At 64.6% G+C, this 17,018-nt stretch carries 4 protein-coding genes; 2 read left to right on the top strand and 2 right to left on the bottom strand.

Annotated features, from left to right (window positions below; genetic code table 11):
* Positions 1–16 precede the first annotated feature (16 nt).
* The gene (locus AC1DX0_RS05685) at positions 17–12,712 is read right to left on the bottom strand and encodes a beta strand repeat-containing protein (RefSeq protein ID WP_477223926.1); all 12,696 of its coding nucleotides are present in this window, start codon (positions 12,710–12,712) and stop codon (positions 17–19) included.
* Positions 12,713–12,998: 286 nt separating this feature from the next.
* Here AC1DX0_RS05685 and AC1DX0_RS05680 point away from each other — a divergent pair, with 286 nt between their 5' ends.
* Both AC1DX0_RS05680 and AC1DX0_RS05675 read left to right on the top strand, forming a co-directional pair.
* A complete protein-coding gene (locus tag AC1DX0_RS05680; protein WP_477223925.1) occupies positions 12,999–13,580 on the top strand; it encodes an invasion associated locus B family protein in 582 nt (193 codons plus the stop codon).
* Positions 13,581–13,805: 225 nt separating this feature from the next.
* Positions 13,806–15,047: a M24 family metallopeptidase gene (locus tag AC1DX0_RS05675; RefSeq protein WP_477223924.1), complete on the top strand. Its 1,242-nt coding sequence runs from the start codon at positions 13,806–13,808 to the stop codon at positions 15,045–15,047.
* A 254-nt stretch (positions 15,048–15,301) separates the two neighbouring features.
* On the opposite strand, the gene AC1DX0_RS05670 is transcribed toward AC1DX0_RS05675, so the two are convergent.
* Positions 15,302–16,744 (bottom strand): amidase, encoded by a 1,443-nt coding sequence (locus tag AC1DX0_RS05670; RefSeq protein ID WP_477223923.1) that lies wholly within the window; start codon positions 16,742–16,744, stop codon positions 15,302–15,304.
* Between the last annotated feature and the right edge of the window lie 274 nt (positions 16,745–17,018).

The following is a 17,018-nucleotide window of genomic DNA, read 5'->3' as shown; positions in this document are numbered from 1 at the left end:
AAGCCGGCCCGAAAGCTTATGGCGCGACGACCGCCGGCAATGCCGGCAACGTGTTGACAAATGTGATCGCCCCGTTGCCGCCGGTCGTGTCCACGATCGGAGAACCATTGTTGTCGTCGGTGATGACACCTTGAGCGGTGCTCTGGGCCGAGCCGTTCCTGGAAAGGTTGAGGTGTGTGCTGGCGTTGAAATTGCTCAGCGAAACATCGACCGCATAGAGAGCGTTGTGCGTCAGCGTATTCTTGCTGCCCGCGCCTCCAGTGCCTGTGCCGATGACGACATTCGTCGTGCTGGTGTCGGTCGCGGTTGCGCCATTGTCGACCAGCAGCGCGGCAAATGGGAACGAGCTCGTCGGCGACGATACGATGTTGCCGTAGATCGAAGCATTCATCGTCGCGCTGCCGTCATTGTTCTGCAGATGGATGCCGACGTTGCCGACACCGGTGATGGTGTTGTTCTGGATCAGAGTTGTCAGCGTGCCGGTGCCTGCCGAGCGCACGAAAATGCCATCGGAATTGGAATTCAGCTTCGAAGGCCCAATCGAGTTGCTGGCAATCGTGCCCGACATGGTGCCATTGTCCTGGCCCTTGGCGACGAAGATGCCGACCGTGTCGAAGGCATTGGCCCCGCCATCCGTCAGAATATTGTGCGAGATATCGAAGGTCGTCGTCGCCGCCGAGGCCAAGCCGCCGGATCCGCTGCGGATGTCGACCGCCGTGCCGCCGCCGGGTACGATCGCCTGGCCATTGTGGAACGTATTGCTGCGTACGACCGCATCCATCGCTGAATTGTTGTTGGCAAGGAAGGCGATGAAGTCGGCGCGCGTACCGGCGAAGGTGCTGTTCGTCACCGTGTAGTTGGCGATCGCGCTGTTGTACACCTGTCCAATGACGTTGGTGTTCCCACCCGTCGCATTGACCAGGCCAAACGTGTTGCTGTCCATCGTCAGCCGCGTCAGCGTGCCGCTGGTGTTCCAGAGGGCGACGTTGCCCCAGTAACCGCCGCTGATGTTGGAACTGGTGATCGAAGAGGTACCGAGCAGGTTGTCGAAGCGGATCGAGGCCTCTTCAAGATCGCCGGCATTGTTGGAACCGTTGGTGCCGTTGATGGTCGTGCCGGTCATCGTGAAATTGGTCACGGTGTTGCCGTAGACGGCGAAGTTCGAGAAATCATTGAGCTGCATGTTGGCCAGCGACACGTTCGCCGTGTTGCGCAGGAAGATGCCGGTGCCGTTGGTTCCGGACGTGGTCTGGCCACTGGCGTCCGACCCGTTCAGGATATCGGCGCCGGTCTTGTTCGAGATCGTGCCGCCCGAGCCTGCCGTCGTGCCGATACCGGTCACCTTCAGCCCACCGCTGGAACCGGTCGTGTCGAGGACGATGCCGGCATTGCCGCTCGAGGCCGTGGATGTGATGCTCTGGAACGTCACGTTGCCCGAGCCAATCGTCGTGTTGGCGATGTTGAGCGCCGTGCCGGTTGTCGACGTGATCGAGTTGCCGGTGCCTTGCACCGTCACCGTGCCGCCGCCGGTGGCGTTGAAGCCGGTGCCGCCGGTGGTGTTGATGACCAGAGCGCCGCCGGTGAAGTTGACCGTCGCGCCGGTGTTGCTGGTCAGGTTGACGGCGGTGCCGGCGCCGGTGGTCAGCGTCTTGCTGGCGCCCGAGAAATTGATCACCGCCGTGCCGGAATTGCCGCTGACGTCGATGCCGTTGGCGACGGCGCCAGTCGCGCTCAGATTGCCGCTGAAAGCAACCGTTCCGGCAGTACGGCCACTGACCTGGACGACATTGCCGGCCGTGGTCTTGGCCACCGACGCGGCGATGGTGACGGCGCCCGTGCCGCCATTGATGTCGACGCCGACGTCGGTCGGGTCGTTCGTCGCACCGATCGAGCCGCCATTCACATTGACCGCATTGGTGTTGTTGTCGATCCTGATGCCGGCCAGCGTCGTGTTGTCGATCGTCACCGTCGTGAAGGTCACCGCGCCGTTGGCGCCGCTGAGCAGGATGCCGTTGCCGGCGGTCGCCGCGATCGTGGCGGAGGCAAAGTTGAATGTGGCGCTCGAGCCGTTGATCTCGATGCCGTCGCCGCCGGCGGACGTGCCGGCTACAGTGACAGCGCCGCCATTGAATGTGCCGCCGGTCACACCGGTCAGGTTGATCGCGTCGGCGGCGACCGAAGCGGTCGAGTGCAGCGAGCTGAAATTGACGCCGCTGGCGCCGACGGCGACGCCGTTCCAGTTCAGGATCTGACCCGACGATGTCTGGATGGTGTTGCCTGCGCCGGTGACATTGATGGTGCCGCCACCGGTCGCGCTGAAGCCCGTGGCGCTGGTGGTGGTGATCGCCAGGCCGCCGCCGGTGAAGTTCACCGTCGCGCCGGTGTTGTTGGCCAGGTTGACGGCGGTGGTGGTTCCAGTGTTCAGCGCGCTGCCGGCGCCGGAGAAAGTGATCGTGCCGCCGGTGTTGTTGCTGACGTCGATGCCATTGGCGGTGCCGACACTCTGGTCTGCGCTCAGGGTTCCGCTGAGCGTCACGGTTCCAGCGGTACGGCCGCTGATCTGGACGACGTTGTTGGCAACGGTTCCCTTCGACACCGACGCCGCGATGGTGACGTTGCCGGAGCCGCCATTGATGTCGATGCCGATATCCTGCACGGCGCCGAAGCCGCCGATCAGGCTCGTATTGTCGCTGATCGTCACCGCGCCGGTGTTGTTGTCGATCCTGATGCCGCCGCCGGTTGCCGTGCCCGTCTGATTTGCGATCGTCACCTTGGCGAAGTTCACCGTTGCGCTGGTGCCGTTGAGGAACAGGCCGAAGGAATTGGTTCCACCCGGGACGCTGAGCGTGCCGCCATTGAAGATACCGCCGCCGACATTGGTCAAATTGACCGCATCGTTTGTGCCTGCGACCTTGGTCTGCGCCGTCAGCGTGCTGAATGTGGCGCCGCTGCCGCCGATGGTCATGCCGTTCCAGGCCAGGATCTGGCCGCCGAAGCTCGTCAGGATCGTGTTGGTGCCGGTGACGTTGATCGTGCCGCCACCGGTGGCGCCGAAGCCAAGGCCGGAGGTGGTGGTGATACCCATGCCGCCGGCGAAATTGACGGTGGCGCCAACATTGGTATCCAGATTGACGGCCTGATTGGTGCCCGTGGCAAGCGTCATGGCGCCGTTGAAATTGAAGGTGCCGCCGGTGTTGCCGTGGACGTAGATGCCGTTGTCGCTGGCGGTGTTGGCGCTGAGCGCGCCGGACAGGGTGACCGTACCGCCGGTAACGCCGGAGATGTCGACAATCTTGCCTGCGGTGGTCTTGGTGAGCGAAGCGACGACGTTCAAGGTCGCGGCGCCGCCGACGACCTGGACGGCGGAGCCGGTCGGGTCGTTGGTGGCGCCGATCGAACCGCCATTGATGTTGATCGTGCCGGACGTGTTCTCAACGCGCACGCCGGCGGTACCCGTATTGTCTATCGTCACCGTGCCGATGGTGACCGGGCCGGTAACGCCGTTGACGACATAGATGCCGTTGGCGCTTGCCGAACTGACGACCACGCTGTTGAAATTGACCGCTGACGACGTGCTGTTCTGAACTATCAGCCCATTGTTGCTTGTGCCGGCGACGGAAAGGGCGCCGCCGTTGAAGGTGCCGCCCGAGACCGTGGCGAGTTGTACGCCGGCGCCGATGCCGACCGTTCCCGTCGCCTTCAGCGTGTCGAATGTCATGCCGCCGGCGCCGATCGTTGCGGTCTGCAACGATACGATCCGGCCGGTTGCCGTGGTGATCGTGTTGCCGGCTCCGCTCACGATGATCGAGCCGGCGTTGATGCCGAGGAAGCCGTCGCCGCTTGACGTGTCGATGGTCAGGCCGCCGGTGAAGCTGGTCGAGCCCGTGCCTTGCGAGACGCCGGTGCCGGTTGACGTGTCGATGTTGGCGAGCCCGGTGACGTTGAGCGTGCCGGTTGCGACATGGATGCCGCCGCCGGCCGTGGCGGTGTTGTTCACCGTCACCGTGTTGAAATTGAACGTGCCGGTGTTGGTGTTGATGGCATCGATGCCGAAGCCCGTCGTGCCGGTGACGGTCGTCGCGCCGGTGACGGTGAAGGTGCCGGCGACATCGTCGAAGATGATGCCGCTGGCGCCACCAGTGGCGGTGACGCTGCCGAACGTCATGGCAACGGTCAGCGGATCGAGATTGAACGCGGCACCGCCCGTCGTGTCGACCACGCCGCCGGTGTTGTTCAGCGAGAAGGCCGTGCCGGCGCCCTTGGTGTTGACCAGGACGCCTGTGCCGGAATTGTTGGCGACGTTGAGCGTGGTGAGGTTCAGCGTGCCGATCGGATTGACGAAGCTCAGGCCGTCGCCCTGAACGCGCGCGCCCGTGGTGCCGACCGTCAGCGTGCCGCCCGCGGCGCCGCTGAAGTGAACGTTGCTGAACAGGATGCCGCCGCCGGTGCCGCCGGTCACCGTGTTGCCGGCAAACGAATTGACCAGGATGGAATTCGTCGTCGCGGACAGGTTCTGGCCACTGAGCGAGACGGCAGCCCCGGCGCTGGTGCGCTGGAAAGTGTTGCCGTCGATGCTGAGTTGCAGCATGTCGGCCGTGCCACCCGTCGTGCCGAGGCTGAGCGCGTTGCCGCCGGCCGCGATGTCGTTGTTCCTGAGGAAGAAACTGGAGGCGCTCGTCGCATTGACGGCAACGCCCGCGCCGCTGCCGGTATTGCGGACGATCAGGTTTTCGATGCCGCCGGTGAAGATGCCGGTGCCTGATGTCGCAAAATTAATCACCGAGGTGGCGTTGTTGCTCTGCAGCACCGGCCGCAGCGAATCGATACCGCCCGGCGCCGAGATGATCGGCGAATTCTGCACCGTGGTGAAGTGGAACGCGGCGGAGGCGCCGGCGCTGGTGTCGACGCCAAGCTGCGAAACATCGACGGCCGCATCGCCGCTCTTGAAGGCGAGCAGCACCTGCCCGTCATCAAGGCTGAACGTCGTGCCGCTCAGGTCGATGGTTTCCTGGGCTCCGTTGACGTTCTTGTCGATCAGCACCACGACATTGGCGGTCGACGCCTGCGCTCCGATATAGCTGCCCGGATTGGCGAGGCTGCCGTCGCCGGTGCCGCCTTCGGTGACATAGTAGACGCTGATCGACGACAGGTTCGAAATGTCGCCGGTGAAATTGACGTCGTTGAAATTGTAATCGCCGTTCGTCGGCAAACTGTCGGTGGCGTGGATGGCCTGGCCGCCGGTGGTCGCGATCGACGATTCGACCGGGCCGGCGCCGTCGCCGAACACCAGCTTGGCATTGGTGGCGCTGGAGAACTGCACGCCATAGCCGACATTGGCGATGGTCGAGGTCTGGCCGGCCGGGTTGTTGTTGACGGTGTCGCCGAGCTGGATCGTGCCGGTGCCGGTGGTGCCGGCCATGTCGATGCCGATCGTGCCGGCGAAGCTGCCGCCGTCGACATCGAAATCGCCCGCGGTGATGTTGCTCGCGCCGAGTGCCGCGCCGTTGAGGTCCAGGCCGACCGCATTGGCGGCGTTGAGCCCGATGTTCAGGCTGGTGAAATTCAGTGCCGAGCCGAGCGTGCCGGAAATGTCGACGCCGGTCGTGGTGACGCCCTGCAAGTTGACCGTGCCGAGATTGAGGGTGCCGCCGCTGACATTGTTGAGCGAGATGCCGGTCGCCGCACCGCTGGTCGAAATCGAAGCGAAATTGATGCCAGCCGCTCCAACCGTAGCGCCCGCCGTGTCGCCGAGCTTGAGCGCGGTGCCCGTGCCGGTGGTGATGGTGTTGCCGGCGCCGCTGACGCTGATCGTGCCGGCGCCGAAGGTGCTGGCGGTGAAGCCGGCGCCGCTGCTGGTGGTGATGACCAGGCCGCCATTGGTGAACGCGAGCGTGCCCGTACCTTCGCCCACCCCGATGCTCGGGGCCTTGACGATGGCGTCGTTGGTGCCGCCGCTGGTGTTGAAGATCTTCGATGTGCCGGAGAAGGTGACCGTTCCCTCGGACGATCCGTCAAACAGCACGCCGACGGCCGTGCCGGTATGATCGATCGTGCTCGAAATATTGTAGAGCCCGTTGGCGTTGCCGCTGAAGATGAAAGCTGCTGCCCCCGGCCCGGATATTGCCGTTGTCGAGACAACCGAACCGCTCATGTTCAGATGGGTCCAGTCACCGCCGCCGGCTTGCAGCACCGAGCCTGTATCGACCTTGATCGAACCGTTGTAGTTCAGCGTCGCATTGATAAGGTCGTTGCCGCCAGAGAGAGCTATGGCCGAGCCGGTGGTGCTTGTCGTCGCGCCGATGCTGGCGACGCCGCCATTGCCGCCGACATTGACGGTCCCGGTCTGGAGAACGGCCGCCGCAATGCCGACCTGGCTGCCGTCGATGGTCAGGGTGGATCCAGCAACATTGGCGATGTTTATGGTGCCGACCTGGCCGCTGATCTCGAACCCTTCGTTGCTGGTGTCGAGATCGGTCGTGCCGGTGAAATTGACCACACCGGCGCCGAACAGGGCGGACAGCGAGGCGCCGATGTAGCCGGTATCCTTCAGCCCGCCAATGTTGACATCGCCCGTCAGGGTCATGCCTGACAGGAACACGCCAGCGCCGCCGCCGAAGGCGCTCGTGGACACCGCCGAGATACTGTCGAAGGTGACGCCGCCGGCGCCGACATCGGCGCCGTTCACCAGCAGACCGTCGCCGCCGGAATTGATCTTGTTGCCGCTGCCAGTGACGGTAAAGCTCGAGGAGCCGAGGTCGCCAATGGCTATGAAGCCCGCGCCCGTTGTCGTCGTGATGTCGAGGCCGCCATTGGTGAAGTTGATGGCGGAGTTCGTGTTGGGGGTCGGCGTGCCCAGCGGCCAACCGCCGGGGAGGCCGAGATTGACGCCGTCGGCCGTGCCCGAGCTGATCTGCTTGGTCGTGCCCGAGAAGGTGATGGTGGTGGAATCGTTGCCGGCAACGAAGATGTTGCCGCCGGCGGCCGCATTGTTGTCGGTCAGATTGCCCGACAGCGTCACCGAGCCGGCGGTCATGCTCTGGATCGAAACCGCGGCGCCGGTGCCGTTGGTGGCAATCGTGCCGCCGTAGGACATGGCAGCAGTGCCGCCGCTGGCGGCGGTGGTCGAGCCGACATTGAACGACGTGCCCGAACCGGTGTTGGTCAGCGTGCCGGTACCGAAGCTTGCCGTGCCGGCCAGGTTCTGCAGGTCGATGCCGTTGCCGGAAGCGAATGTCACGCTGGTCGAGGCGAAGTTGATGCCGGCCGTGATGCCGTCGAGATCAACCGCTTGTGCTGACGTGGCGTTGATCGTGCCGGTCGTGACATTGACCGTACCGCCGCCGGAGGCGCTGAAAGCCGTCACGCCGTTGGTGGTGATGTCCAGATCGGCGAAGGTGACCGTAGAGCCCGTATTGCCGGTGAGCGACACACCATTGCCGTTGACCGTCACCTTGTCGGTGAAGTTGACCAGGCCGCCGGTGCGGTTGGCGATCGAGATGCCGCCGCCGGTCAGCGTGCCCGGTGTCGCGCTGTTGGGCAAGGTGCCGCGCGTGACCGTGATGTTGCCGGCACCGCCATCGACGTCGAGCAGCGTGCCGGCAACGTTGACGTTGTTGTTGATGATCGACAGGTTCGAATCCAGGCCGGCGACCTTGAACGCCGTCTGGCCGGCAGCAACGTTGCTGACCGTGACACCTTCGATGACGATGCCGCCGGCATTGTTGAAGCCGCCCGCGCTCTGGTCAACGGTGAAGACCGAGCCGCTGGCGCCGTTGAAGTCGAAGGCGGTGTTGCGCACCTGGTTGCTGCCGAGCAGGTGCAGGAAGTCGCCGGTGCCGGTGACCACGCCCTCATTGCCGGTGACGTTGCCGCCGGTGGCGCCGAGATTGCCCTGGACATTGACCGGCTGGATGGTGCCGGAGGTGAGGATGGAGGTGTTGTTGCCGAATCCGGTGATCGACTGTCCCGAATCGAGCGTGAACGGCGTGCCGCTGAGATCGACGGTGCCAACGAAGGCGAAGGTCTGCGTGCCGGCCATGGCATCGGCGGCGGCAACCGAGATCGTGGTTACCGCGGCGCTGAGCCCGTCCGTGCCGGCGGCGATCACGCCCCCCGACTGCGAAACCATGATGACGCCGCCAACGGCGCTGGCCAGATGGGCGCTGCCGGTGAAGGCGACATCGTCGAAATCATAATTGCCAAGCGTCGGATCAAGCCCGATCGTGTTGACGGTGTAGCCACCGCTGGCGGCGATGATGGTGGATTCCAGCCCGTCACCGGCATTGCCGTCGCCGAAGGTGAAGTTGGCGTTGGCCGAGGTCGCCGTGGTGCCACCCGACGACAGTTCGACGCCGACGCCGACATTGTCGATCTTGGAGCCCTGCAGGAAGGTGATGGTCTTGTTGCCTGTCGTCGACGACAGGTCGATGCCGCGCGAGGTGAGGTCGCCGGTGCCGGTGATGGTGGTCAGGCCGAAATCGGCCGTGGTCGATGAACCGCTGAAGTCGATGCCGGTCTGGTTGGCGCCGACATTGCTGACGGTCGTCGTGCCGAAGGTGACGTCAGCATTGGTGAGCGCGAAGTTGATGCCGGCGGTGCCAGCCGTGGTGCCCAGCGTGATCTGTGTGGTTCCGAAGGTGACTGAACCGGCATTATTGCCGATGCCGATGCCGTCGGCGCCGGCGCCCGTTACCGTCACCGTTCCGAAGGTCGCCGATGCGGTGCTGGCGACATTGGCGACGGCTAGGCCGGTGCTCGTGGCATTGGTGATCGACAGCGGGGCTGTGACGTTCAACGTGGCCGAGCCGGCAAGGCCGACAACGACGGCGCCACCGCCGCCTGTCGCGGACAGTGTCGAGCCGGTGAAGCTGATCGCGCCGCCGGTCGGCGCAGTGATCGAGCCGATCGCGAAAAGATTGCCGGTGCCGGTCGAGGTGACCGCGCCGCTGAAGGCCACTGAGCCGCCGGTGGTGCCGTCGACCTTGACCGCCGTGCCACCCGTGGTCACGGAGCTGTTGATAGCAGCGCTGATAGTGATGGCAGCGCTGCCGCCGGAGACGACGACGCCGTCACCCGTGAAGGAATTGGTGATTGTGCCGCCAATGCCAATCGTGCCGGTGTTGTTGGTCAGGCTGACATCGGCGCCGGCAACACCTGTCGTAACCAGGTTGTTGACGTTGACGGTCGCCGCGCTGTTCTGCACCGCAAAGCCGGGGACAGTGCCGCCTGCCGTCGCGATCGTCGTCGTGCCGTTGAAGGAGTAGATGCCGCTGGCGACGTTGGTGAGGCGGATGGCATCGGTGCCGGCGCGGCTGATATCGACGCCGCCGAAGGTGACATTGCCGCCACTGGTGTTCTCGATGACGATGCCGCTCTGCACCGCGCCGCCGGAGCCATCGACCGTGACGCTGGCGAACGTAACGCCCGCCGCGCCGATCGTCAGGCCACTGGCGCCACCGAGATGAATACCGTTTTCCGTAGCGCCGGCGCCGGTGTTGACCGTATTGCCCGCCCCGGTCACCGTCAGCGTGCCGCCATTGATGGCGCTGAAGGCAAAGCCGCCGTCCGTGGTCAGGTCGAGACCGCCGGTGAAATTGATCGCGCCGCCGGCATTGCCGGTCAGGTCGATCGCATTGGCCGCACCCGTGCTGGCAATGATCTTGCCGCCGAAGGTCGCACTGCCGCCGGTCATGGCGTTGATCTTGACCGCGCTGGCAGCAGCGGTCTGGTTGATGGTGCCGTTATAGGTGAGGTTCGGCGTCGAGCTATCGATGTTGAACGCCACGCCGGTCGTGCCGGCGATCGAGCTCGCCGCGTCGAAAGTCAACGTGCCGGTGGTGCCGCCGGTGATGCTGACGCCGGTGCCGGCGCTGGTGACGTCGAAATTGTTGAAGGTGCCGGTGCCGCTGAAATTGTTGAGCGACAGGCCGGTGGCGACGCTGCTCACCGTCACGCCCTGGACGGTCAGGCCGTTGACGCCGGAGGCGCTGATCCCAGCGCCGGATCCGCCCGAAATATTGAAGTCGAGCAGCGAGTTGCCATTGGCCGCCGTCACCACGGCGCCGGCGCCGGAATTGGTCAGCGTTGCCGCGCCACCCGGGTCCGAGACAACCTGGTCATGCTCGACATTGTCGCCGGTGACATTGATTGGAATGCCGCCAAGCGAGAAGGAGCGGCCATTGCCGAAGGAAGCCAGCGTCTGTCCGTCGCTGAGCGAGAAACCGCCCGACGCATCGATCGGCGAGCCATCGTTGACCAGCACGAAGATCGCGGTGCCGTCCGTATCGAGGTCGGCCTGGTCGATCGCAAGCAGGCTCGACGTCGAAGAGCCATCACCCGATGATCCGACGGCGCCGACGAAAATCACATTCTGCTGGTCGAACAGCTGCGGGCCGCTGAAGGTGGTCGAGCCGAACGCATAGTGGCCGAGCGTCTGGTTGAGGCCGCGCGCGTCGAGCGAAGCAGTGATGCCGGCAATCGAGCCGCCGCCGAAGCTGAATTCGGCATTGGCCGAATGGGCCAGCGAACCGGTAATGCCAAGGCGCACGCCGGTGTCGACGCCCGAAATGGAACCGCCATTGGTGATGATGATCGTGGCGTCGCCGGTGGTGTCGGCAAGGTCGATGCCGATGGTGCCGGCAGCATTGGAGCCAGTGATGTTGAGCGACTGCGCGGTGAAATTCGTCTGGCTGCCGGAGAAATCGAGCCCGGTGCCGACGCCGAGGCCGGAAATGACGATGTTGCCGGCCACCACTGCCGCGTTGACGCCGCTGAACGAGATGCCGTCGGCGCCGGGATTGGTGATGTTGATGTCGCCGAAGCGGATCGTCGCCGGCGAATCGGTAATGGCTATCGCCGGTCCCGTCGTGTTGGAAATCGTCGTCGCGCCGTTGACGGTAAAGCTGCCCGAAACATGGTCGAGCACCACACCGGACGTGCCGCCGGTCTGGGTGATCGAATCCAGCACCACATGGGCGGTGATCGGGTCGATGAAGACGCCGACGCCGCCATTGCCGGAAATGGTGCCGCCGGTGGTGGTGAACGTACCGCCGCTCGACGTGCCCTGCACGGTAATGCCGCGATCGGTATTGTTCAGCGCATTGACTGTCGCGAACGTGTAGGTGCCCTGGCCGGTGATATCAAGGCCATCGTCGAGATTGCCCTGCAGCAATGTCGTGCCGGTGAAATTGTAGGTGCCGTTGTCTTCGATGTGCAGGCCGTCGAGGCCGTTGCCGGTCGCGGTGAAACCGGACGCGCTGACATTGGTCGAATTGCCGGTGAACTCGGCGCCATTGCGGCCGGCGCCCGTCACCGTGACATTGGTCAGCGTCGTGCCGGTGGCGTTGTTGCCGAAAATGCCGTCGGCGCCGCCGGTGATGGTGATGCCGTTCAGCGTGTTGCCGTTGCCGAGCGTGATGACGTTGTTGGCGACGTTGGTGCCCTGGATCGTACCGTCGCTGCCGCCGAGATTGAAGGTCGCCGTGCTGCCGTTGAAAAGCTTGGCGGTGACGTTTTCGCCGCCACCGATGACGGTCTGGCCGTTGGCAAGCGTCACGCCGGCTGTCGTCAGATTGCCATTGCCGCCGAGCGCAACGACAAAACCGCCGCTGCCGGCCTTGGTGACGGCGTCGTCCAGCGTGGTCGGGTCGGCCTGCGTGCCGGCTCCGGCCAGGCCACCATCGGCAAAATAGAATTTTCCGAAGGCCGCATTGGTGGCGGCGTTGATGGCGACGCGCGTCGTCGAGCCGCCGGTCAACTCCTGCGACTGGATCCTGACGCCGATGTCGCCGCGCACCCGCTCGTTGACGCGCTTGCGCAGGCCTTCGCTGACCGGATAGATCGGGTCCGTACCGATGGCCGCGGTCGTGTCCGAGCCATGGCCGGGATTGAACGGAATGTTCAGCCGCACGCTGCCGGCGAACTGGGTGTGGTCGCGATTGTCGTCGCGGACCTCGCCGGCGAGCACCAGTTCGGTGCCGCTCCCGAAGACATCGCCGATCGTGTATTCGAACCCGGCCTTGGCGCCGGTGACGCTGCCGTCGTCACCGTGCGGATCCTCGAAATGATAGCCGCCAATGTCGAGCCGCAGCGAATGCTTGTCGGGCAGGTTGATCGGCACCTTTGCGCCGATCTCGCCTTCGATGCCCCAGGCCGCGTAGTCGCGGTGGTCGAGCACCGATATCTGTTCGATCAGTTGGTTGCTGACCATCGACAGCGACGAGCTGGTCGAGTGGTCGGTCGAGTCGCCCTTGATCGGCACGAAGACGTTCACATGCGCGTCGAAGTTCGGCGTGATCGCCTCGACGCCCAGCGTGCCGGCGGTGAACTGCGTGCTGTTGTAGTTCTCGACGTTGATATAGGCGTAGCCGCCGAGCATCAGGTCGGGATTGACGATGCGGCGAATGCCGAGGCCGATGTCCTGGCCGGAAGCATCCTTGAAATCGTGCTTGGCCCTGACATCCAGGAACAGCACCGATTCGGCCGTCTGCTTGATCGGGATGAAGCCTTCGAGCGCGGCATTGCCGCCATTGTTGTCGGCACCGATGATGGCGCGGATCTGCGGCTGCCAGAGCCCATCGGGGTCGCCATAGGCAACCACGCCGGAAAGGCCAAGCGCCAGCGTCGTCAGCGCTGTCGTCTTCCAGAGATGACTTACAATTCGCGAACGCCGATAGACGGCACGCACGTGGAAATCCCCCCCACGCGCTGCCATCTCACCAACCTGCCGAGACTTCTCGGTAGTTCCCATCCCTGGCGAGTCCTTCTGGGACTACACGTCCCGCGTTCATTTCTACGCGAATTCTATTGTATAGCGAGTCCGGAATGTTGTGACTGTTGTTGACCGCCCTCAAACTTCTGTCCTGTGGCGATATTGCCACAGTAAATTTGCCGGCTTGCTTGGTCGGGGAGTCGGCTTCCGGAGCAGTCGCCATTGCGATATCAAGCCTTTTCCAGGAGAATACCTGCCGGAGCAAGGAAAACTGCGGGGCGTAAAGAACATGGCAATTACTTTAGCGAAAGCTAATCTGCTCCGCATAGTCGCGGCATCGGCTGCCCTGTGGCTGCTGTCGGCTTCTGTTGGCCCGGCGCTTGCCGAGGATGCCGCCAAAGAATCCCAATCCAAACAGCCTCAAGCCAAAGAGGCCGGACCCAAGCCGGCCGACGCCAATCCATGGGCCGTGAACTGCTCCAGCGGCTCGGCGAATTCCGAGCTTCGGTGCCAGGTGTCGCAGAACCTGACCGAGGCCAAGACAGGCCAGCGTGTGCTGACGGTGACCGTGCGCCGCGACAACGGCAATGGCAGCTTCGCCATGCTGCTCGCTTTGCCGCACGGCCTGTTCCTGCCGTCCGGCGTCAGCTACCAGATCGACCAGGGACAGAAGGTCGTCATCGCTATCCAGACCAGCGACCAGAACGGCGCCTATGCCGCCACGCCGCTGTCGCCGGAACTGATCAAGGCGATGAAGTCGGGAACCAATCTGAACATCGGCATGGAATCGGTCACCCGCAAGCCGGTCACCATCCCGGTGTCCCTCGCCGGCTTCACCGCGGCCGTCGCCAAGCTGGAGACGACCAAGTAGGGGATTTCGACGGCAAACTTGGCCGACGCCCTATCACTTCGTCATCCACGGGCGGAGCAGCCGCGCAGCGGCGTCGCGGAGACCCGTGGATGACGAAGTTGAGAGGCCTCGGCAATCCCGAATGTTGCCAATGCAAGCGCCCGCAGACCGTCATCCGCGAGCAACCGGCTTGATTGTCGCTCTGCGCAATGCTCCGTTGCCGCTTCGGACATCCGGAGAGGTTTCATGACAGGCTTTGTCGACCGCCAGCGCGCCGCGCAACTGATGCAACGCGCCGGCATCGAAGCACTTGTGCTCTCGGCACCCGAGGCCTTCCACTATGCGACCGGTGCGTGGATCGGCCCGGCCGGCCTGTTCCGGCGCGCCGGCGGCGGCTTCGTCGTCATCCCGGCCCGGCAGGATTTGCCGATCGGCGTTGTCGTCGCCGACTTCAACGCGGCGCAGCTGCGGAGCGCCGCGCCCGAAGCGGTCGTGCGTTCGCACCCGATCTGGATCGAATCCGCGCCTGTCGATACATCTTACGGGCTTCCCCTGACCGAGCGCATCGAGGCCGGCCTCACCTCGCTTGGCCGCACGACGGATTTCTCGCGGCCAGCGACCTTCGATCTCGCCGGCTCGGTGCGCCAAGTGCAGGTTTTGCTGAAAGAATTCGGACTGGCGCGCGCAACGCTCGGCATCGACCTCGACTTTGTTCCAGCCGCCGATTTCGCGGCCATCCAGGCGCTGCTGCCGGATTGCCCGATGGTCGACGGCTCACCGGTTCTGGATAGGCTGCGGGCCATCAAGTCGCAGCGCGAGATCGATCTCTTGCAGCAAGGTATTTTTCTCTCGGAAGCCGGGCTGGAGCGCTTGCAGGTGGATGCGATGGCCGGCATGCGCCAGGCCGACCTCGTCGCGCTCTACCGCAAAGGCGTCGCCGATGCGGCCGCCGGCCTGTCGCATCCGGTCGTCACGGCCGAATATGTGACGCTGGGCGCCCGGGCCAAGGGTGCCGATGCCAGGGCCGTGGCCGGCGATCCCTTGAAATGCGACATGGTCTGCACGGTCGGCGGCTACGCCTCCGACATGTCGCGTAATTTCATCTTCGGGCCGCCTTCCGCCGACCAGGCCGAGCTTCACGCCATCGCCGAGCGCGCCTTCGAGGACGGGCTGGCGGCGCTGATCCCCGGAAACACGCTCGCTTACGTACACCGCATCACCACCGACAGCCTGGTCCGGCAAGGCCTGCGCTCCTATCGCCGCGGCCATTTCGGCCACAGCGTCGGGCAATCGGTGTTTTCCGAGCAATGGCCGTTCATTGCGGCCGACAGCGAAGTCGCGATCGAGGCCGGCATGGTGCTGGCCTTCGAAATCCCGCTCTACATAGACGGCCTCGCCAGCTTCAACCTCGAGGACCAGTTCCTGATCACGGCGGAGGGACCCGTTGTGATGAACCGGCTGCCGAGGCGGCTGGAGATGGTTGGGTAGGGGGTATTGGTCCTTATCGCCCTTAGCACTCTACGGCGCCCCCCTCTGCCCTGCCGGGCATCTCCCCCACGAGGGGGGAGATCGCTTATCGGAACCGCCTTCGCCAATTTTCAACGTTGCAGGAAGAGGCGGAGCGCCGAAGCCGCCAATCTCCCCCCTTGTGGGGGAGATGTCCGGCAGGGCAGAGGGGGGCGCCGTAGAGCGCGACCTCCTATGCTTTGCTATTCACCGCTCCGCCCCGCCGTTCCACGCACTTACGCACTCACCGCCGGCCGCCTATCCCTCCAAGGCATCTCCTGCTCCAACTGCGCCGACGCGGCCAGCACCGTCGCCTCGTCGCCATAGCGGCCGACCAGTTGCACGCCGATCGGCACGCCGTCTTTCGACCATCCCAGCGGCAGCGAGATCGCCGGCTGTCCCGAAATGTTGAAGGGGAAGGCAAACACCGAATCCGCCCATTTGGCGTTGTAGCGGTCGAGATCGGTCTCCGACATGTCGTAATAGCCGAACGGGCGCGGCAGCTGCGTCAGCGTCGGCGTGACGAAGAGGTCATAGGCGTTGAGATCGCCGACAATGTCGCGGCCGATCTGCCGGAGCTGCTCGACATCGGAGATATGCCTGACGCCGCTGGTCGCGCGGCCGCGCTCGATGATTGCCCAGGTCACCGCCTCGACATCGCCTGGAGTTACAGGCCGGCCGATCACCGTTTCAAGGTAGTCGAACGTCGCCGCTGTCTGCACGCAGGTCATGTTGGTGTAGGTCGCCCAGACGCCGTTGGCGTCGACGGGCATGTCGTGTTCCTCGACCTGGTGTCCCAGCCGCTCGAGTGCGGCCACCGTCGCCAGCACCGCCGCTTTCACCTCTGGATCGATGGCGGTGCCGTTGGGCGGCGTGACAGTAAAGCCGATGCGCAACCTCTTCGGCGCCCGTGTCGACAGGCTGAGCCAGGAGCTGTCAGGCACCGGCGGCGTATAAGGGTCTCCCGGCAGCGCACCTGCCACCGCGTCGAGATAGGCCGCGGTATCGCGCACCGTGCGCGAGCAGCAGAGAAAATAGGCGCCGCCATACCAATAGTCGCCGAACGGCGCGAGGCTGACGCGGCCGCGCGACGGTTTTAGCCCGACAATGCCACAGCACGAGGCCGGGATACGGATCGAGCCGGCGCCGTCGCTGGCTTCCGCGATCGGCACCATGCGCGACGCGATTGCAGCAGCCGCGCCGCCGCTCGAACCACCCGGCGTGATGCCTTCCTTCCACGGGTTCTTCGTCACGCCGTAGAGTTTTGGTTCGGTCGTGATCGACCAGCCGTTTTCGGGCGCGTTCGACTTGCCGACCAGCACCAGCCCCGCCGCCTTCATGCGGCGAACGACCTCGGTGTCGAAGTCGGCGACGACGTCTTTCAGGTAGAAAGACGAATTGGTGTTGGGCGCGCCGGTCCAGGACGAGGCCAGTTCCTTGAGCAGGAACGGCACGCCGGCGAAGGGCGCAGATTTGTCGACCGTCTGCGCTTGCGCACGCGCCATGTCGTAGAGCCGATGGATGACCGCGTTCAGCGCCGGATTGAGCCGCTCGACCAGCGTGATCGCCGCCTCGACCAGCTCGGCCGGCGAAACCTGGCCGCCGCGCACGAGACCAGCGAGGTCCAGCGCATCGGACTCGGCATAGGTCTTCAACAGACTGTCGGTGACAGCGGCCATGTACTACTCCTTTCATATCGGATCTGAGTGTCTCACCCTCACCCAGCCACCGCTTCCCTCGGCTGCCCTCTCCCCGAGGGGAGTGGAGACTGTCTCGCTCTGCCGCTCCCTCACTTCTCCCCCCCCGGGATAAGGTGGCCGCGAAGCGGCCGTATGAGTGGGATGGCGCCGACGTCAGCCCAGCTCGACCGTCCTGCCGAGCGCGATGCTCTGCTCTGCGGCGAGCACGATTCGCAGGCTGTTGACCGCGGCATCCATCTGCTCGGTCAAATCG

The sequence above is a fragment of the Mesorhizobium sp. P3_A9 genome, assembly GCF_056402975.1.
The sequence above is the reverse complement of the archived record's forward strand: the minus strand, read 5'-3'. Positions and strand labels throughout refer to the sequence as shown.

Coding starts and splice junctions, on each gene's coding strand:
- AC1DX0_RS05680 (WP_477223925.1), top strand. CDS start 12,999: ATGGCAATTACTTTAGCGAAAGCTAATCTGCTCCGCATAGTCGCGGCA.
- AC1DX0_RS05675 (WP_477223924.1), top strand. CDS start 13,806: ATGACAGGCTTTGTCGACCGCCAGCGCGCCGCGCAACTGATGCAACGC.
- AC1DX0_RS05670 (WP_477223923.1), bottom strand. CDS start 16,744: ATGGCCGCTGTCACCGACAGTCTGTTGAAGACCTATGCCGAGTCCGAT.
- AC1DX0_RS05685 (WP_477223926.1), bottom strand. CDS start 12,712: ATGGCAGCGCGTGGGGGGGATTTCCACGTGCGTGCCGTCTATCGGCGT.